Source organism: uncultured Acinetobacter sp., assembly GCF_947626835.1.
In the GTDB taxonomy this organism is placed as follows: domain Bacteria; phylum Pseudomonadota; class Gammaproteobacteria; order Pseudomonadales; family Moraxellaceae; genus Acinetobacter.
The window spans coordinates 1-20,085 of record NZ_CANQTS010000041.1; the positions used below are offsets into that span (position 1 = coordinate 1).

Genomic DNA, 20,085 nt, shown 5'->3' on the forward strand with positions numbered 1-20,085 from the left:
CTTCTGCTTCTGCTTCTGCTTCTGCTTCTGCTTCTGCTTCTGCTTCTGCTTCTGCTTCTGCTTCTGCTTCTGCTTCTCAAGCCAACACTACAATTAGCTCATCTGCAACGAGCAGCACTCAAAAACATACAGTGCAAAATAATGAATCTTTGTGGTCTATCTCAGCACAAATTGCCAAACAGCAACAACGCTCTACCTCTGAAGTTATGCAAGACATTCATAACCAAAACCCGCATGCCTTTATCGCAGGCGATCGCAATAGGCTACGTCGTGGTGCAGTACTCGATTTAAACCTAGAAGTAGCCCATGTTCAGCCAAAAGGGGTGAGTACAAAAGACCTACCTGTTGTGGCAAGTAAACAATCGGGCAAGGCAAAATATCGTTTAAATGAGGCGCAAATGAGCCTCGTTGCCGAGAAGCAAGCAGATTCTGCACAAGGTTCCGCGAAAAAAAGCACACAAACTACAAAAAGCTCGCAGCAGTTAGCATTAAAAGTTATGACATCGCGTGAAAAAAGCGTTAAATTACAAAGAAACGTAACACACCTCGATCAGATGCTTAAGCAAAAGGATCATAGAATTCAATTACTAAATACTCGTTTGGCGCAATTGCAACAGCAACTTAAAGCGCAACAAGTACAGAAAAAATGATCAACTAACGTGTTACCACAACGATTTTTTGCGTGGGTTTGAGCCAACCAATATGCTCGCCACAAGGGGTTAATCAATATGCTGTTATATGTGCTTCCATTTATTCTTTTATTGGTTGTCGCCATTGTTTTAAAAAAGCGCCAAGACAATCAAAAAGCAGAACCAACCAAAAAAAACACGGCGGCTAAAGCGAAAACGGTGAGCACACCCAGCGCAGAGGTGGTTGAAACACCTGTGGTTGTTCAAGCTGAACCTAAAACAGCGGCGCGCCAAGAGCGCACCCCACTGGCACCTGAATTGCGTCGTCACATTGAAAATCAGATGCGTGATGGCAATTACTTTGCAGCAGAAGCACAAATTAACCAAGCTTTAAATCGTGACAATACCCAGCATGAATTGTATCTCATGCTGCTTGACTTACATTTGCTACAAAATGATGAGTTTGCGATTAATCAATTGTTTACCCATTTACGCTCATTGCAGCTCGATGATATTGTGCAACAAGCACAAGATAAACGCGTTGCGCACGAAGCACGTCTTGCCGAAGAAGCCCAGGCCAAAGCCGATAGCCAAGCGGCTAAGCTGGCTGCAAGCTCATTGTCTTTTGATCAATTACAACAAGAAGAAGTTAAACCTGTAGCACAAGCTCCACTTGAATTTGCACCAAAAACTGAAGCAGCACCTGCTACAAATGTCGCTAAACCGCTTGATTTTACTGTTACAAGCACTACCACTGAAAAAAATGAACCGACACCGCTTGAGTTTAGTGCACCTGTAGTTGAACCAGCTCAACAAGACGTCAAACCGTTAGACTTTGCTTTTACTTTGGATCAAAGTGCAGCGCCAGCAGAGCCTGTGGTTGAGTCAAAAGCACAAGCGCTTGAGTTTAGTTTAGATCAAACGCCAAGCACGCAAAAATCCGAGCTTGAATTTAATCTTGATGCAGCCCCAACGCAATCTGCTAAAACTGAACTTGAGTTTAATTTAGACAGTGCAGCGAAAGCTCAACCTGAGCAGGCACTTGAGTTTAATCTTGAACCATCAAAAGCAGACAAAACTGAATTTGATTTTAATCTACAACAGCCAACACCAGCGCCGCTTGAAGCACCTGTAGCAAAAGTTGAAGCTCAAGATTTTGACTTTAAATTTGAAGCACCAACGGAAGTCAAAGCCACACCTGTTGCTACACCTCCTGCCCAAGCGCCTGTGAATACTCAAGACCCACTGTTACAACTCTTCCCAGAGTTAGCACAAGTGAGTGAAACTGATTTGAACTTAAAACTTGCCGCTGAATATGTACGCTTAGGTGCTTATTCAGATGCAAGCAGTGTGCTTGCTGAACATGAAGCGAGTTATAACGATCAACAACGTCAAATTGCGCAAAGCCTGCGAAATAAAATCGCCTAAGTGATCTATTTAGCACTAAGATAAAGCAGTCATCCTTGGCTGCTTTTTTTATATGAAAAAAATTGCGTTAATTTATATGGGCGGTACCTTTGGTTGTGTCGGTCAACCCCTTAGTCCCATGCCTGCTGCACAGTTTTTACCTCAGTTACAAAACATTCTAGAGCCTGCACTTGATATTGATTGCTTGATTGCACCCGTGATTAAAGACAGTAGTGCTTGCACACCAAGAGATTGGCTTGAACTGGTTGCTTATATACAGACCCTACAATTACAAGGCTATCAGCATTTTGTCTTAATTCATGGTACAGACACCTTAAGCTACGCCGCGGCAGTTTTAGCGCGCTTTTTAGCCCAATCAGTGAATATGGTGGTGACAGGCAGTCAATATCCTCTGCTCACTGCCCAAGGCAGTGCCTTGCGTGAACACAGTGATGCCTTAGATAATCTGAATTTAGCATTATCGCAAGTTAAGCAACTTGAAGCTGGCGTGTATGTTGCTTTTGACCAGCACATCTTTCATGCACAAAGCGTGTTAAAGCAGCACAGCACCGCTTTAAATGCCTTTGCAGGTCTGCATGCACACATGGACTTTAAGCAAACACACCAGCCATATCACATCACTGCGCGTGATTTAGCATGTGCCGATGCTTTTCGGTGTTTAAATATCATGTGGCAGCCATTAAGCATGACTCAACAGGTGATACAACTTAAACAACTGTGCCAAGATGCGCCCGACGTTTTAATTTTACAAGGCTTTGGGATTGGCAATTTACATGCCGATGACAGCTTGATTGAAGTCTTACATGATTTGTATCAAGCTGGATGTTTAACCCTGTTAACCTCGCAAGTACCTTTTGGTGGCTTAGATCAGCGCTATGCTGTTTCGGCATGGACCACGCATGCCAAGATTTTAATCAGTGATTGTGCCAGCCACGCAGATCTTTATGCAAAAGCGCTTAAAATCTATTTACAATATGCCACACTCGATGAGCGCCTTGCTCATTGGCATGAATTCACCAGCATTTGAGGTCACTATGCAACGTTTTGCCGTCGGTATTGAGTTTTGTGGGATGCAGTATCGAGGCTGGCAAACCCAGCAAGCAGGCGTTGTGAGCTTGCAAGAAACCATTGAGCAAGTTTTAAGTAAAATTGCCAATGAGCCAATTGTGCTACACGGTGCAGGACGCACCGATGCTGGTGTACATGCCACCAATATGGTGGCACATTTTGATACCACAGCCATCCGCCCGTTACGTGGATGGTTAATGGGTGCCAACAGTCAGTTGCCTAAAGACATCGCGATCCAATGGATTAAAGAAATGGATGCAAGTTTCCATGCACGTTTTAAGGCTAAGGCACGTCGTTATCGTTATGTGGTGTACAACAATCCTATGCGCCCTGCTTTGCTACATAAACAAGTGACGCATATCTATCAACCTTTAGATGTGGCTAAGATGATGGAAGCCGCGAAAAAGTTTGAGGGCACGCATAACTTTGAAAGTTTCCGTGCTGCTGCATGTCAATCTAATCAACCTATACGTCATGTCAAACATTGTCGTTTAATTCAACATGGCTGCTATTTGGTACTGGATATTCAAGCCGATGGTTTTTTACATCACATGGTGCGTAATATCATGGGCTGCTTACTTGAAATTGGGCAAGGCATGTATGAGCTGGAGCATATTGATGCCATTTTTGCAGCTCAAGATCGTAGTGCTGCCGGCATTACCGCACCACCCGATGGCTTGTATTTTATTCATGCCGATTATCCAAGCGAATTTGAACTGCCTCATCTGCCGCTTGGACCACATTGGTTAAATATGCCGGAATAAAATCTAGACATCATGCAAAACTTAGTTTTAAGGCAAAAATAATACCCAAACTAATGTGACAACATAGCTTAAAAGCCAATGCTTCGATGTCATATTTTGCGCTTTAGCAAAGTTGCCTTGCACTTTGCAAAGTACAAAGCGCTGCTATGGTAAATTTGATTTTCTGCTGTGCCTGCTCAAGTGCGCGTTCGCTTATTTTACTCTCACCTAAACGACTAGTGGGCCCTGCCCACCTTGTATTTCACAAAAAAATTGACTATAATTTGCGCCTTTCCAATTTATTCATTCAGGTAGGCTATGGCCAATAAAGAGGAACTCATCGAGTTCGAAGGCGTTGTCACCGAGACGCTTCCTAATACTATGTTCCGTGTACGATTAGAGAACGGTCACGAAGTGATTGCCCACATTTCTGGTAAAATGCGCAAACACTATATCCGCATTTTGACTGGCGACAGTGTAAAAGTAGAAATGACACCTTATGATTTGACTAAGGGTCGTATCACTTATCGTGCACGCTAAGTTTTAGCGTAAGCAAAAAGCCACTTCTTTAAAAGTGGCTTTTTTTATGCCAATTCAAGCACTCAAACGTCAGCGCTTAACTTGCTCACATAAAAAACGCAGCCTTAAGCTGCGTCTTTTTAAGCTCAGTTAAAACTTAGTTCAATGCTGCAACGACAGCTTGACCCATTTCAACTGTACCTACTTTGTTCATACCTTCAGACATGATGTCAGCAGTACGTAAGCCTTGATCTAACACTTGACCTACTGCATCTTCAATCGCTTTAGCTGCTGCTTCTTCACGGAATGTATAACGCAACATCATGGCAACTGACAGAATCGTTGCAAGTGGGTTAGCAATGTTTTGACCTGCGATGTCTGGCGCTGAGCCATGGCAAGGCTCATACATACCTTTACCTTGCTCATCTAAAGATGCAGATGGCAACATACCAATTGAACCGGTTAACATTGCTGCTTCGTCAGACAAGATATCGCCAAACAAGTTAGAGGTTACAATCACGTCAAATTGCTTAGGTGCACGTACTAACTGCATAGCGGCATTGTCTACATACATATGTGACAATTCAACTTGTGGATAATCTGCTTGGTGCATAGCCGTTACGGTTTGTTTCCAAAGCTCAGTCACTTCAAGTACGTTGGCTTTATCGACTGAACATACTTTACCGCCACGTAAGCCTGCAAGTTCAAATGCCACTTTTGCAATACGCTTGATTTCAGATTCGCTATAGATGTCAGTGTTAAAACCTTGTTTTTCACCGTTTTCTAATTCACGAATACCACGTGGTTGACCAAAGTAGATACCACCGGTTAATTCACGTACGATTAAAATATCTAAACCTGCCACGATTTCAGGTTTTAGGCTTGAAGCATCAGCAAGTTGTGGGTACAAAATTGCAGGACGTAGGTTAGCAAATAAATTAAGTTCTGAGCGTAATTTAAGTAAGCCACGCTCTGGACGAATTGAACGTTCAATGGTGTCCCACTTAGGACCACCTACAGCACCTAGTAAAATTGCGTCAGCACGTTTTGCTTGTTCAGAGGTCACGTCTGGGTATGGCGCACCGTGGGCATCAATTGCCGCACCGCCCAATAAACCTTGTTCCCACGTCAAACCGAGTGCAAATTTTTTGTTAACCGTCGTTAATACTTGTTCAGCCGCTTTTACAATTTCAGGGCCAATGCCGTCACCAGCTAAAATCAAAATATGTTTTGACATGAGATATTCCATTGATCAATGACCAAGCACTTGGTCGTATTAAAGTTTTCGTTCCACAAACTCGCCAAGGCCAGTGAGGGCATTATAAGGTTTACAAAAACGACGGATGGTCTTTTCTGCTTGCTTTAAATCGACACACAACGGATCGGGTGCTGAGGTGTTTAATAGGCTACCCGAGCTGGTACTACGCTGCCGATACATATGTAAGGTATAACGTGTCTTGGCTTTAAAGCGATGAATCAGATGCAATTTTTCTGCTTTATTTTTGGATACTGGGTAAAAACGTAGCACCAATTCATGTTGACCAGGCGCAACCGACAAATACAAAGCATTGTTTTGACCGACATGACGTTGTTGTAAACGTAAAATATTGGCCGAAATAGCTTGGCGATAAATCTTGCCTTTGTCGCTGTCCATGATATGAATGGCGTTCAAGCGCTCAAATTCACAATGGGTCGTCCCTGAACAATAAATCAAGGCATTATTAGGTTCATCTTTACTCAAAGGCACATGTTTAATCTGTGCTGTATCCACAAATTGGCAGGCACTGAGCAACATTACTGTACTCAGTGCACCAACCAAGCATATTTTTTTCATTTTGCCACTCATGCCTTTGCAATCTTGGCAAAATGTTAGCAAGACTTCACAATCTATGCTATGGCTTTAACCACGAATCTCGTTAAATACCCAAGGACGTGCCGCTTTGGTTTTTTCTTCATAAGCGCGAATGTCATCGCTGGCTTGTAAAGTTAAACCAATATCATCTAAACCATTGAGTAAGCAGTGTTTACGGAATGGATCAACTTCAAATTTAAAGCTTTCACCATTTGGTGTACGTACTTCTTGCGCTTCTAAATCAATCGTTAATTGATAGCCTTCAGTTGCAAAACATTCTTTAAATAACTGATCGACAATCTCTTCAGATAGGATCACTGGTAACATGCCGTTTTTAAAGCTGTTATTAAAGAAGATGTCGGCATAGCTTGGCGCAATCACGGTACGGAAACCGTATTCTTCCAACGCCCACGGCGCATGTTCACGGCTTGAACCACAACCAAAGTTGGCACGTGAGATCAAGATCGATGCACCTTGGTAACGTGCTTGGTTTAACGCGAAATCTGGGTTTAAAGGACGTTTTGAGTTATCTAAACCTAAATAGCCTTCATCTAAATAACGTAATTCATCAAATAAGTTTTCGCCAAAACCAGTACGTTTGATCGACTTTAAAAACTGTTTTGGAATGATCAAATCGGTATCAACGTTGGCACGATCTAATGGTGCAACGATACCTTGTTCAACGGTATATTTTTTCATTGTCTTGCTCCTATTAGAATGTACGTACGTCAACAAAGTGACCGGCAATTGCTGCTGCGGCTGCCATAGCAGGACTGACCAAGTGCGTACGACCGCCATTGCCCTGACGACCTTCAAAGTTACGGTTTGAGGTTGAAGCACAATGCTCACCCGGTTGTAACTTATCTGCGTTCATGGCTAAACACATTGAACAGCCCGGCTCACGCCATTCAAAACCTGCTTCAATTAAAATTTTATCTAAGCCTTCAGCTTCTGCTTGTGCTTTGACTAAACCAGAACCTGGAACCACCATGGCTTGTTTAATGGTAGAAGCCACTTTTTTGCCTTGAGCGACTTTGGCAGCTTCACGAATATCTTCAATACGTGAGTTAGTACACGAACCAATAAATACACGGTCTAATTGAATATCAGCTAAGGCTTGACCTGCGGTTAAGCCCATATATTGATATGCACGTGTCCAGTCGTTACGTTGTACGTCATCTTTGGCTTGTTCTAATGTCGGTACTGCTTGAGATACAGGAATTACCATCTCAGGCGACGTTCCCCAAGACACTTGTGGCTCAATCTCTTCACCTTGTAATACCACAACCGTATCAAAGTGTGCGCCTTCATCAGAATGTAAAGTATTCCAATACTCTACCGCTTGATCCCATTGCTCGCCTTTTGGCGCATATGGACGATCTTTAACGTATTCAATGGTTTTTTCATCTACAGCCACCATACCAACACGCGCGCCACCTTCAATCGCCATGTTACATACGGTCATACGACCTTCGATCGACATATCACGGAACACTTGGCCACCAAATTCAATGGCATGACCTGTACCGCCTGCGGTACCGATTTTACCAACAATGGCTAAAACCACGTCTTTTGGTGTGACGCCTTGACCCAATTTACCGTCAACACGCACCAACATGTTTTTCATTTTCTTTTGAACTAAGCATTGGGTTGCCAATACATGTTCAACTTCTGATGTACCAATACCGTGTGCCAAGCAACCAAAAGCACCATGCGTTGCTGTATGTGAGTCACCACACACCACGGTCATACCCGGCAACGTTAAACCTTGCTCAGGACCTACAACATGTGCAATGCCTTGACGTACATCGTTAATGTCAAACTGTACGACATCAAAGGTTTTACAGTTGTCATCTAAAGTTTGTACTTGAATACGTGACGTATCATCTTCAATGCCTGAGATACCCTCAGAACGCTCTTTTTTAGAGGTTGGTACGTTATGGTCAGGGGTTGCCACGTTGGCACTTAAACGCCAAGGTGTACGTCCAGCAAGTTGTAAACCTTCAAAGGCTTGCGGAGAAGTCACTTCATGTAATAAATGACGGTCAATATAAAGTAATGCAGAGCCATCATCTCGTTGTTTTACTAGATGGTCATCCCATAATTTGTCATACAATGTTTTTGCTTGTTGGGTTTCGCCTGCCATGTCGATATGCTCCACTGGACTGGGTAAATTTCTATATTAAAAATGATTATAAACAGCTAATCACATAAATCTAATTTATCATTTTTATTAATTCAGAAACTTTTTTTAATAGATTATTTGGCCATCAAATCTTAATTTATTCATTCAATTTTACGATTAAATTTAAAAATATATTCGTTTTTACAAATTAAAGTCTGGGCTTTATGATGTCTCTATCAGCACAAGATAAGCAATCAGGAGCAGTTCAATGGCACATATCCAACACTTTGTTGATCAAAATCAACGTATGTTTAAAAAAACCTTAAGTTACTACATTATGCATATTACAGTGGCGCTATTGGTAGGTTACTTTGTGACCGGTAGCATTTGGATGGCTATGACCTTAAGTATCTTAGAGCCAACCATTCAAGCCGTGGCTTACTTTTTCCATGAGCGCGTCTGGGAGAAAAAACAGCAAGTCAGCCCTTAAGTTTAAAGTCTATGCTGCTCCTGCTCAGACCACCTTTCAAAGGTGGTCTTTTTTATGTCTGATTGGGCAGATCTTACAACTGGGCTTGTCTAATTGTTAAACAAGCGGTTATATTTTGATGCAATTTTGCGATTTTTTCTTTGCTTAAATATAAAAACTTATAAATAATGAAATACGCATAAAAAAACTTTATGGATGAGCGCTTATGAATCTTGCAGCCTTTGAAGCCTTTGTCAAAGTGATGGAAATGGGTTCGATTTCGATGGCAGCCGATCAGCTGTTTATTACCCAACCTGCTGTCACTAAACGCATTCATAGTTTAGAGGAATATTTTGGCGTTAAACTGTTTGAGTCGGCAGGTCGCGGTGTACAAGCCACCCATGCTGCCCATTCTTTGTTGCCGAAAGTCAAAAATTGGCTCAATGAGCTTGGGGATATTCATCACACTTTAAGCCACGAACAAAATGAAGTGCAAGGCAAACTCAAGCTTGGCACCAGTCATCATATTGGCTTACATCATATTCCGCATCATTTACGTCGCTATGCACAAGATTATCCAAACGTGCGCTTAGATGTACGTTTTGTGGATTCAGAGCAAGCCCATGAGCAAGTTTTGGCGGGCGACCTAGAATTGGCATTTTTAACTTTACCGCCACAACTAGATGCACGTTTAAAATACATCACCCTTTGGGATGATCCATTGGTGTTTGTGGCAGCGCCTTTTCATCCCTTGGCACAGGCACACAACTTAACCCTGCATGATTTAATTGATTATCCAAGTTTGTTGCCTGCTGCACAGACCTATACCTCACAAATCACCTTGGCTGAATTTGAAAAGCAAGGCGTGAAGCCTAAAGTCACCATGAGCAATAACCCGCTTGAGTCGATTCGTATGTTGGTATCCATTGGCTTAGGTTGGTCGGTATTACCTAAAACCATGGTTAGTCACGAACTACAACAATTAGACATTAATCTTGAGATGCATCGTCAATTAGGTATGGTGTGGCATCCCGGACGTAGTCAGTCTAAAGCCGCGCAAGCCTTGGTCAGTTCTATGCAGGCTGAGTAACATTTGTTTATATACAATAAAAATGACTTCACGTAGAGTAAAAGATCAGCCAAGGCTGGTCTTTTTTAATAACAAAAATAGGGGCAATTTATGCACCATACACTCAAGCCGCCGTTGTCACTTGATTCATCGCCCAATTTACAACAACACGATGCAGAACAATTACGCCAAGATATTAAAAATTATTTTTTACAAACCTTTAGCTGTTATGAGTCTTTATTTGAATGTTTAACTGAACAAGGTTTTTATCACAAAGCCATTGCACTACGTCACCCTTTGATTTTTTACTACGGTCATACAGCAACTTTTTTTGTCAATAAATTACTGCTGGCCAAATTAATCCCTGAGCGAGTTGATCCACATTTTGAAGCCCTATTTGCCATTGGGGTCGATGAAATGAGCTGGGATGATCTAGACGATCGTCATTATGAGTGGCCAAGCATACAAGCGGTGCATGCCTATCGGCAAAAAGTTAAAGCCTTAGTCCTTCACTTTATAGACACACAGCCTTTGCAAGCCCCGATTAATTGGCAACATCCGTGGTGGGCAGTCATGATGGCGATTGAACATGAACGTATTCACTTAGAAACCTCATCGGTGTTAATTCGCCAACAACACTTAGAATATGTATTATCGCATCCTCAATGGCGCCCTTATACCCAGCATGCACAAGCCCCTTTAAATAGTTTAGTCAGTGTGCCTCCCACCGATGTATGTTTATATAAAACCCATGCCAATCCTTTTTATGGTTGGGATAATGAATATGGCGTGCATAAAGTGCATGTCAAAGCCTTTGCAGCCAGTCGCTATTTGGTCAGTAATCAAGAATTTTTAGGCTTTGTGGAAGATGATGGCTATACCCAGCCCAAACTTTGGAGCACAGAGGGACAAGCATGGCTTGAATTTTCACAAGCGAAGCACCCGACATTTTGGCTCGCTTCAGCCCAAGGTTGGCAATTGCGTTTAATGACCGATGTGGTCACCATGCCTTGGAACTGGCCTGTTGAGATTAACTTCCATGAAGCTAAAGCCTTTTGTAATTGGAAGAGTAAAATCACTGGGGAGAAGGTACGCTTGCCCAGTGAAGATGAATGGTATGCCCTGTACCAAAACACCCATTTAAGTCCAGAACAGATACAGCAATACGCCAATCTACAATTAAATTTGGCCGCCTCTTCTTGTCCAGTAGATCATTTTATTCACGGCGAATTTTATGATGTACAAGGCAACGTCTGGCAATGGACTGAAACCCCGATCTATCCCTTTGATGGTTTTCAGGTACATCCACTTTATGATGACTTTACCACCCCGACCTTTGATGGTGAACATCATGTGATTAAAGGCGGCTCATGGATTTCCAGCGGCAATGAGATTTTACATTCGGCACGTTATGCTTTTCGTCGGCATTTTTTCCAACATGCTGGCTTTCGTTATGTGGTGGCAGAAACTGATCTTAATCCAGTTCGTTCACATTATGAAACCGACAAGCTTGCAGCTGAATATTTAGAATTTCAATATGGTGAATCTTACTTTGGCGTGGCCAACTTTGCCAAAAGCCTAGTCGAGCTGGCCATACAGCAATTACCCGATTTGAACAAGCATAAGGCTTTAGATTTAGGCTGTGCCACAGGGCGAGCAAGTTTTGAGCTAGCGCGTTATTTTGATCAAGTCACTGGCATTGATTTCTCAGCCCGCTTTATTCAGCACGGTGTGCAATTGGCCGAGCAGAAAACCATTCATTACAGCATGACGGTAGAAGGCGAGTTGGTGGAGCATAAAGCCTGCCATTTGGCTGACTTTAAACTTGATGCTGTGGCAGATAAAGTGAGCTTTTTCCAAGGCGATGCGTGTAATCTAAAAGCAGAATTTAGCGCTTATGATTTTATCTTGGCGTCCAATTTAATTGATCGTTTACACCATCCTCAAGACTTTTTAAATGACATTCATCGTCGTTTAAATATCGGCGGTGTATTGATGCTGACCTCTCCTTATACGTGGCTGACCGAACATACCCCAAGGAGCGAATGGGTTGGTGGCTTTAAACAAAATGCTGAGAAATTTACCACACTTGATGGGCTTAAAGTTTTACTCGCCCCACATTTTGAGATGATCGAGGCACCTTGCCATGTAGAATTTGTGATTCGTGAAACACAGCGTAAATTCCAACATAGTTTAAGTGAAGTCACTCTTTGGCGACGTAAATATTAATCAAAAAAAGCGCCAGTTTAGGCGCTTTTTTATATCTGATATTGTTCTGAGAATTGATTAAACCTCACTTAATACGCATCAGCCCTTTTAAAATGAGCCAAATAATGTGCCTAAGGTAATCGCTACAGTCAGTGCAATCATTGGAATTAATACTGTACACATTACGATATTGCCGTAAGACTGTTTATGGGTCATGCCACAAATAGACAGTAAGGTAATAATTGCCCCTGAATGCGGTAAGGTATCTAAACAGCCTGCGGCCAAAGCGGCAATACGATGTAATAATTCTGGACTAATTCCCGCAGCATTGGCCATCGCTAAGTAATCCGCACCTAACGTAGATAAAGCAATCGACATACCGCCAGATGAAGAACCTGTGATCCCTGCCAAAATATTCATGGCAATCGCTTCAGAGATTAATGGATTACTGGATACATTTAAAACCATGTCACGGATAATCACAAAGCCTGCTAATGATGCAATCACTGCGCCATATCCTACCTCAGAGGCGGTATTAAAAATCGGCAACATTGAACCTAAAGCACCTTTGTTCACGGTTTCTTTTAAATTATTCCATTTGCCCAAGCGCAATAAAATCAAGCTTAAACACGCCACAACCAAAGCAATGACCAATGCCCAAAGACCAGTTTGCTTGGCTGGATCTAATTTTGGATACATCGCTTGCAATGCACTCAAATCCATATTTGGAAAAAGAATGTAGGTAAACAGTGCATTTACGCCAATTACTAGCAGCAAGGGTAAAAATGCCAAAAATACCGGCATTTGACCTTGAGAGGTCACGCCATCTTGCAAGTGCTCACTTTCTTGGGTATCAACACCATAACCCTCACCATTTTTATGCGCTTTATTGGCACGGCTTTGTAACCACATACAGCCTAAAGCAAACATGATCAAAGCCGCAATCATCCCAATACCGGGAGCTGCAAACACGTTAGTGCCAAAAAATGGAATAGGAATGGCATTTTGAATTGAGGGTGTACCGGGTAAAGCAGTCATAGTAAAAGTAAATGAGCCTAAAGCAATTGCACCTGGAATTAAGCGTTTTGGAATATTGGCTGCTTGAAACATCGACTTAGCAATCGGGTAAATTGCAAAGGCCACCACAAATAACGACACCCCACCGTAGGTGAGTACACCACATGCTAAAACTACGGTTAAAATGGCACGCTTATGGCCTAGTTTTTCCATAATCCAATTTGAAATACTGGAAGCTGAACCTGAATCCACCATGAGTTGGCCAAATAAAGCACCCAATAAAAAAATAGGAAAGAATTTTAAAATATAGCCGCCTAAAGCTGCCATAAAGGTTTCGGTGTATTGCGGCATCATGTAGATCATGTAGATCATGTCACCTGACAGCAAAATGGCAACTGCTGCCATAATCGGTGCCAAAATCAATACAGACACACCCCGATAGGCAAAAAACATCAGCAATGCCAATGAGATAATAATTGCTAAAGTACCCATATGTTCTCCTTGGTATATATTTGTTGTTATCCGTAACTTTTTTATAAAAACTTAAAATCACTACTGCTCATTTGAGCCAATATCAGCTTAATGCTCAGGCCATGACCCAAGTTAATTTTTTGTTTTAAATAATGCTTTACCCACCTAACCCATAAGGTGGGTAAATGGCTTAAGCATTGCAGGCTTATTGGGTTAAGGAATCTTCATGTAATGCTTCGTTGAGTTGATCAACGATGATGGCCCATTCCCCATCGGATTTGATTTTTTCTGCTAAAAATTGCCGCTGCCCATCACTCCAATAATCCGCTTCGGTGATTTTGGTGGCAGCCGGTAACTGATGCGTACTGATAAACAGTTGAATCGCCTGTTCTGAGCTGTCTAGCCCGAGTTGCTCAAATAAATGCGTCATGCGTGGACGTACCTGTGTCATCTTATGTTCCTTGTTGTTGTTTTATTAAGGCAGATTTAGCATACGCAATTTTTAGGCATTGCGGTATTAAAATATAAAAAAGCACTCATTTTGAGTGCTTTTGATTGAAATCAAGATTAGCTTAGATGGACCAATCTTGAATCTCCCAACTTTGTTCTTGTGCCAATTTTTCTAAACGATCGTCAGGATTCACAGCAATGGCGTGATCGGCATATTCAAGTAAAAAACGATCATTGATTGAATCTGAATAGGCCCAAGATTCTGTAACCTCACGTCCTGCCAGCCATTGATCTAAACGCGCCAATTTACCTTGTTGGTAACATGGAATATTAATCACTTTACCGGTGTATTGACCATCGACCACTTCAGCATTGGTGGCAATAATTTCAGTAATGCCAAATTCACGGAAGATCGGCGCAGTAATAAAATCAGAGGTTGCGGTAATCCCCACCAACTGATGCCCTGCATCCATATGACGTTGAATGGCTTTAAAACCTTCAGGACGCATTTGAGCACGAATCACCTTTTGCATAAACAGTTCATGCAGTTCGCTTAAATAGGCTTGATCATGCTGAGTTAAAAACTCAAAAACAAATTCGTTATAGGCAATCGGGTCAAGTTGACCGGCTTTATAATCTTCATAGAACTTATCATTCATGGCACGATGACGAATTGGGTCAACTAAACCTTCATTTACCAAAAATTCACCCCATGAGTGGTCTGAATCTGTGTTAAGTAAGGTATGGTCGAGATCAAACAGTGCCAATTTCATGAAAATACTCGTAAAAGCTGAAATTTAAGAAAAAAAATGTAAATCTATCTCGGCTAGTCGATAGAAATTCGTTAAGATCATAGCAGTTTTAACATTTTTAAACTTTGCTTTTTTCGTGATGGACACAGAAATAACAATCCCCGAAGGCAAAGATATAATTTACACATTTTTTAGGTAGCCAAATGATCGACTCTGAAGGTTTCCGACCCAATGTCGGGATCATTTTGGCAAACGATTCTGGACAAGTTTTATGGGCAAAACGCATTGGTCACAATGCATGGCAATTTCCACAAGGTGGTATCCAACATGGAGAAACCCCGGAGCAAGCACTTTATCGTGAGCTAAGAGAAGAAGTTGGCTTACTGCCCGAACACGTCCAGATTATTGCGCAAACAAAAGGTTGGCTGCGTTATCGTTTGCCACATCGGTATATCCGAACAGACTCTGACCCGGTCTGTATTGGTCAAAAACAAAAGTGGTTTTTACTTAAACTGACTGCCTCTGTACAACATATTCAGTTGAATCTGTCCGATCCTCCTGAATTTGATCAATGGCAATGGGTCAGTTATTGGTATCCGCTTGGTCAAGTCGTGAATTTTAAACGCGACGTTTATCGTAAAGCCATGGTTGAACTGTGTCAGCAGTTGCCGGTTGAGAAAAGCTAAAAAATCTGTACCACATGCAGATTTTTTAGGTCACTCTTGTTATAAATACAATTGATCTTTTACCCCTTTGGATTGGGAGTTACCTTTATGTCAAACATGCAACTGGATACCTTACGACGCATTGTACAAGAGATAAATGCGTCCACCAGTTTGCATGAATCTTTAGACATTATGGTCAATCAAGTGGCCGAAGCCATGCATGTCGATGTATGCTCAATTTATTTATTAGATGAGCGTAATCAACGCTATGTACTAATGGCCTCCAAAGGCTTAAAAGCTGAATCTGTAGGGCATGTGTCTTTAAATACCAGTGAAGGCCTTGTTGGTTTAGTCGGTCAACGCGAAGAAATCGTCAATCTACACGATGCCCCAAGCCATGAGCGTTTCTTGTATTTACCTGAAACCGGAGAAGAACTATATAGCTCTTTTTTAGGTGTACCCGTGATGTACCGCCGCAAAGTCATGGGCGTTTTGGTGGTGCAAAACCAAGAAAAACAAGATTTTAGCGAGGCTGCCGAATCATTTTTGGTGACGCTGTGCGCGCAACTCTCTGGCGTGATTGCCCATGCCCATGCAGTGGGTAATATTGATGTTTTTCGTAAACCCAACAATTTACCAGCCTATAAAACCTTTCAAGGCGTTGCTGGTTCTGGTGGTATTGCTTTAGGGCGTGCCATTATCTTATATCCGCCTGCCGATTTAGCCGCTGTGCCTGATCGTGAAGCCGATGACATTAGCGAAGAATTAGAGCTGCTCGATCGTGCTATTGCTGCGGTCAGAAGCGAAATTGAATCGCTAGATGAAAAAATGCAAGATGCCTTAATGGCAGAGGAACGTGCTTTATTTAGTGTGTTTTTACGCATGCTGGATGAAAATGCCTTACCGGCTGAAATTAAAGATCAAATTCGCGATGGCAATTGGGCACAAGGTGCGGTGCGTTTAGTCATTGAAAAGCACATTGCCCTATTTTCACAAATGGAAGATGAATACCTACGCGAACGTGTCTCTGATTTAAAAGACTTAGGCCGTCGCATGTTGGCTTTTTTACAAGAAGCCGATTCTAGCCATCGTGAACTCACCGATGAAAGCATTTTAATTGGTGAAGAAATTTCTACCGCAGCCTTGGTTGAACTGCCTGTCGATAAAATTGCTGCGATTGTCACCACCGAAGGTGCCATGAACTCACATATGGTGATTGTGGCGCGTGCTTTAGGGATTCCAACTGTGGTGGGTGTCACTGAACTGCCCATCAATACCCTTGACGATGTCGAGATGATTGTCGATGCGCATCAAGGTCGGGTGTTTATTAATCCGCCACGGCGTTTACGTGCGCGTTATAAAGAAATTCAAAAAGAAGAAGAACAAATCGCCAAAGACTTACGTCAATATGAAACCCGTGATGCTATTACGCCTGATGGTGTAGCGGTCAAACTCTACGTGAATACAGGTTTAATGATTGATGTAGTGCGTGGTGTACAACGTGGTGCTAAAGGCGTCGGTTTATACCGCTCAGAAATTCCATTTATGTTACGTGATCGTTTCCCGGGTGAAGAAGAGCAACGCACGATTTATCGTCAGCAACTGAGTCACTTTGCCAATAAACCTGTGGTGATGCGGACTTTAGATATTGGTGCCGACAAAGACTTACCGTATTTTGCCATTGAAGAAGAAAACTCAGCTTTAGGTTGGCGAGGTATTCGCTTTACCTTAGATCACCCTGAGATCTTCTCGGCACAGATTCGTGCCATGCTCAAAGCCAGTATTGGCTTAAATAATTTACATATTTTGTTGCCAATGGTGACCAGTGTCAGTGAAGTCGAAGAAGCGTTGTATCTACTTGATCGTGATTGGCATGCCGTACAAGAAGAAGAACAGGTCAAAATTCAAAAGCCTAAGATTGGCATTATGGTTGAAGTGCCAAGCGTGCTATTACAAATCGAAGAATTTGCAGAATTGGTGGATTTCTTCTCGGTCGGTTCCAATGACTTAACCCAATATTTATTGGCGGTCGATCGTAACAATCCACGCGTGGCCAATGTCTATTCGCATTTTCATCCCTCTGTGTTACGTGCTTTAAGCCGCTTAGTCAAAGAATGTCATAAATACGATAAACCGATTAGCTTATGTGGGGAAATGGCAGGTGATCCGTTGTCGGCAGTTTTACTAATGGCAATGGGCTTTAATACCCTGTCGATGAGCTCAAGTAATATTTTAAGAGTGCGTAAAGCAATTTGTCATATTCCCATGACTGAAGCTGAACAATTACTCGATAAAGTGCTGAAAATGAATAATCCACTGATGGTAAAAAGTTGGATGGAATATTATTTTAAAACCCACGGTTTAGCCGATATGGTCAAAACCAATCGTTTGGTTAGCGTTTAAGCCGCCATTAAAAAAGGGAGATCGTCACTTGAGCATCTCCCTTTTTTGTGTTTTTGATAACCACGTTTTAAATCTTTTTTACGATCTACAAACACTTGGCTTTTATTCACTTCATGCATATGCTTGGCAACAAAATTATGCACAATGAGTTCAGGCTGTTTTTTCTTGGCCATGTTAGGCTTCCTCATCAAAAAATTGAACTGTGAGTTCTATATAAGCGCTTAAGTACCCAATTTCAAGTTGGGGCTGTATCTATTTCTATCAGGCATCTTTTTTATCTGATATTGTCATCTTTAGTTAATCATCCGTTCAGAAATCAAACTCAGGTTTTTATCGGATTCATCACTGATTTTGAACCAAAAATCTGATTGGGCAAAGTGCAAAGGACATTTTATAGTATAAGCTGTACCTATAGATGCCTGAAATTTTGCACAGATGATGCGATTAATTGACTGACGTCTATTTGTCACATTACAACTTTAAAATGAATTAACAAAATGCTTAATGTCATTGGCCATGAAAACTGTTATTGATTGAGCGCAATCAAGCACTTTTAGCGACCCATGACAATAATAAGGGAGTAAGGATAATGAGCAACGACATGAAAAAATGTCCTGTGACCCACTTGACCACTGATGCTGGTGCCCCTGTGGTGGATAACCAAAACAGTATGACAGCAGGTGCTCGCGGTCCACTATTATCACAAGATTTATGGCTACATGAAAAACTGGGTAATTTTGTACGTGAAGTGATTCCTGAGCGTCGTATGCACGCCAAAGGTTCAGGTGCATTTGGTACATTTAAAGTCACGCACGACATCACTCAATATACACGTGCCAAAGTATTCTCAGAAATTGGCAAACAAACCGATATTTTTGTGCGTTTTTCAACAGTTGCTGGTGAACGCGGTGCAGCTGATGCAGAACGTGATATTCGTGGTTTTGCGATTAAGTTTTACACCGAAGAAGGTAACTGGGATTTAGTCGGCAACAACACGCCTGTATTCTTCTTACGTGATCCACGTAAATTCCCAGATTTAAACAAAGCTGTGAAACGTGATCCAAAGACGAATTTACGTAGCGCCACCAATAACTGGGATTTCTGGACCTTATTGCCAGAAGCACTGCATCAAGTCACGATTGTGATGTCGGATCGTGGTATTCCAGATGGCTATCGCCATATGCACGGTTTTGGTAGTCACACGTTTAGTTTTATTAATGCCAACAATGAACGCTTCTGGGTCAAATTCCATATGCGTACGCAACAAGGTATTAAAAACTTAACCGATGCTGAAGCTGAAGCGATTATTGCTAAAGATCGTGAAAGCTCACAAACTGATTTGTTTAATGCAATTGAAAAAGGTGACTTCCCGAAATGGACCATGTACGTCCAAGTCATGCCAGAAACCGATGCGGAAAAAGTACCTTATCATCCATTTGACTTAACCAAAGTTTGGCCAAAAAGCGATTATCCACTGATTGAAGTGGGTGAATTTGAGCTGAATCGTAATCCTGAAAACTATTTCCAAGATGTCGAACAAGCGGTATTTGCGCCAAGCAATTTAGTGCCAGGCATTAGCTTCTCACCAGACCGTATGTTGCAAGCACGTTTATTTAACTATTCTGATGCAGCACGTTACCGTGTAGGGGTCAACCACTCACAAATCCCTGTCAATGCGCCGCGTTGCCCAGTCCATTCAAACCGTCGTGATGGTTTAGGCCGTATCGATGGCAACTATGGTGCATTGCCACACTATGAGCCAAACAGCTTTAATCAGTGGCAAGAACAACCGCAGTACAAAGAACCACCGCTTAAAATCACCGGTGATGCCGATTTTTGGGATTATCGTGAAGACGACAGCGACTACTTTAGCCAACCACGTGCCTTGTTTAACCTCATGAATGATGAACAAAAACAAGCCCTGTTTGACAATACCGCGGCTGCTATGGGCGATGCTTTAGACTTTATTAAATATCGTCATATTCGTAACTGCTACGCCTGTGAGCCAGCTTATGGCGAAGGTGTAGCTAAAGCTCTAGGTTTAACAGTTGAAGATGCTCAAGCGGCACGTGCAACTGACCCTGCACAAGGTAATCCAAGTTTACTTTAAGCTTAAAGTGACCTAAAAAAACCGCCATTTTAATCTGCACCCCGAAAGTTGGACACTCTCAGTCTAATTTAAAGGGTGCTTTTTAATGGCTAAATATTCTCAAGAAT

18 protein-coding genes and 1 pseudogene are annotated in these 20,085 nt (G+C 42.1%); 11 read left to right on the top strand and 8 right to left on the bottom strand.

The genetic code is table 11. The annotated features are described in order from the left end of the window. The 5 genes and pseudogenes from Q0Z55_RS11735 to infA all read left to right on the top strand — a co-directional run. A pseudogene (locus tag Q0Z55_RS11735) lies at positions 1 to 650 on the top strand (hypothetical protein); the annotation flags it as partial. 78 nt (positions 651 to 728) lie between these two features. Further along, a complete protein-coding gene (locus tag Q0Z55_RS11740) occupies positions 729 to 2,057 on the top strand; it encodes a hypothetical protein (protein ID WP_297428880.1) in 1,329 nt (442 codons plus the stop codon). Between the two features lie 52 nt (positions 2,058 to 2,109). After that, on the top strand, positions 2,110 to 3,084 hold the full coding sequence (locus Q0Z55_RS11745) for an asparaginase domain-containing protein (protein ID WP_297428883.1): 975 nt from the start codon (positions 2,110 to 2,112) through the stop codon (positions 3,082 to 3,084). Between the two features lie 7 nt (positions 3,085 to 3,091). Further along, complete coding sequence (gene truA, locus Q0Z55_RS11750; protein ID WP_297428886.1) at positions 3,092 to 3,889, top strand: tRNA pseudouridine(38-40) synthase TruA; 798 nt, start codon at positions 3,092 to 3,094, stop codon at positions 3,887 to 3,889. A 297-nt stretch (positions 3,890 to 4,186) separates the two neighbouring features. After that, positions 4,187 to 4,408, top strand: a complete 222-nt coding sequence (gene infA, locus Q0Z55_RS11755) for a translation initiation factor IF-1 (protein ID WP_001284370.1) — start codon at positions 4,187 to 4,189, stop codon at positions 4,406 to 4,408. 136 nt (positions 4,409 to 4,544) lie between these two features. Here infA and leuB read toward each other — a convergent pair whose 3' ends face one another. The 4 genes from leuB to leuC are packed head-to-tail and all read right to left on the bottom strand — an operon-like array spanning position 4,545 to position 8,385. Next, positions 4,545 to 5,624 carry a 3-isopropylmalate dehydrogenase gene (gene leuB / locus Q0Z55_RS11760; RefSeq protein ID WP_297428893.1) on the bottom strand — a complete coding sequence of 360 codons (1,080 nt, stop codon included), beginning with the start codon at positions 5,622 to 5,624 and terminating at the stop codon, positions 4,545 to 4,547. Positions 5,625 to 5,663: 39 nt separating this feature from the next. Then, positions 5,664 to 6,233 (bottom strand): hypothetical protein, encoded by a 570-nt coding sequence (locus Q0Z55_RS11765; RefSeq protein ID WP_297428896.1) that lies wholly within the window; start codon positions 6,231 to 6,233, stop codon positions 5,664 to 5,666. Between the two features lie 54 nt (positions 6,234 to 6,287). Then, a complete protein-coding gene (leuD, locus tag Q0Z55_RS11770; RefSeq protein WP_297428899.1) occupies positions 6,288 to 6,938 on the bottom strand; it encodes a 3-isopropylmalate dehydratase small subunit in 651 nt (216 codons plus the stop codon). 13 nt (positions 6,939 to 6,951) lie between these two features. Then, a complete protein-coding gene (gene leuC, locus Q0Z55_RS11775; RefSeq protein ID WP_297428902.1) occupies positions 6,952 to 8,385 on the bottom strand; it encodes a 3-isopropylmalate dehydratase large subunit in 1,434 nt (477 codons plus the stop codon). Between the two features lie 247 nt (positions 8,386 to 8,632). Here leuC and Q0Z55_RS11780 point away from each other — a divergent pair, with 247 nt between their 5' ends. From Q0Z55_RS11780 to ovoA, 3 genes are all read left to right on the top strand, one after another. Continuing rightward, positions 8,633 to 8,854, top strand: a complete 222-nt coding sequence (locus tag Q0Z55_RS11780) for a DUF2061 domain-containing protein (protein WP_297428905.1) — start codon at positions 8,633 to 8,635, stop codon at positions 8,852 to 8,854. 205 nt (positions 8,855 to 9,059) lie between these two features. Continuing rightward, entirely contained in the window at positions 9,060 to 9,923 is an 864-nt protein-coding gene (locus Q0Z55_RS11785; RefSeq protein WP_297428908.1) for a LysR family transcriptional regulator, read from the top strand. A 90-nt stretch (positions 9,924 to 10,013) separates the two neighbouring features. Further along, a complete protein-coding gene (gene ovoA / locus Q0Z55_RS11790; RefSeq protein WP_297428911.1) occupies positions 10,014 to 12,131 on the top strand; it encodes a 5-histidylcysteine sulfoxide synthase in 2,118 nt (705 codons plus the stop codon). A gap of 87 nt (positions 12,132 to 12,218) precedes the next feature. Here the strand turns inward: ovoA and Q0Z55_RS11795 are convergent, their stop codons facing one another. The 3 genes from Q0Z55_RS11795 to Q0Z55_RS11805 form a co-directional block, all read right to left on the bottom strand. Continuing rightward, positions 12,219 to 13,619 carry a GntP family permease gene (locus tag Q0Z55_RS11795; protein WP_297428914.1) on the bottom strand — a complete coding sequence of 467 codons (1,401 nt, stop codon included), beginning with the start codon at positions 13,617 to 13,619 and terminating at the stop codon, positions 12,219 to 12,221. Positions 13,620 to 13,803: 184 nt separating this feature from the next. After that, positions 13,804 to 14,049: a DUF2789 family protein gene (locus Q0Z55_RS11800; protein WP_297428917.1), complete on the bottom strand. Its 246-nt coding sequence runs from the start codon at positions 14,047 to 14,049 to the stop codon at positions 13,804 to 13,806. Positions 14,050 to 14,170: 121 nt separating this feature from the next. Further along, entirely contained in the window at positions 14,171 to 14,821 is a 651-nt protein-coding gene (locus Q0Z55_RS11805; RefSeq protein ID WP_297428920.1) for an HAD family hydrolase, read from the bottom strand. A 182-nt stretch (positions 14,822 to 15,003) separates the two neighbouring features. Here Q0Z55_RS11805 and Q0Z55_RS11810 point away from each other — a divergent pair, with 182 nt between their 5' ends. Then, entirely contained in the window at positions 15,004 to 15,486 is a 483-nt protein-coding gene (locus Q0Z55_RS11810; protein ID WP_297428922.1) for an RNA pyrophosphohydrolase, read from the top strand. A gap of 87 nt (positions 15,487 to 15,573) precedes the next feature. Continuing rightward, on the top strand, positions 15,574 to 17,868 hold the full coding sequence (ptsP, locus tag Q0Z55_RS11815; protein ID WP_297428925.1) for a phosphoenolpyruvate--protein phosphotransferase: 2,295 nt from the start codon (positions 15,574 to 15,576) through the stop codon (positions 17,866 to 17,868). Here the strand turns inward: ptsP and Q0Z55_RS11820 are convergent. Next, positions 17,865 to 18,041 (bottom strand): hypothetical protein, encoded by a 177-nt coding sequence (locus Q0Z55_RS11820; RefSeq protein WP_297428928.1) that lies wholly within the window; start codon positions 18,039 to 18,041, stop codon positions 17,865 to 17,867. The genes ptsP and Q0Z55_RS11820 overlap by 4 nt on opposite strands. Positions 18,042 to 18,457: 416 nt before the next feature. On the opposite strand from Q0Z55_RS11820, the gene Q0Z55_RS11825 reads away from it, so the two are divergent. Then, positions 18,458 to 19,978 carry a catalase gene (locus Q0Z55_RS11825; protein ID WP_297428931.1) on the top strand — a complete coding sequence of 507 codons (1,521 nt, stop codon included), beginning with the start codon at positions 18,458 to 18,460 and terminating at the stop codon, positions 19,976 to 19,978. Positions 19,979 to 20,085: the final 107 nt, after the last annotated feature.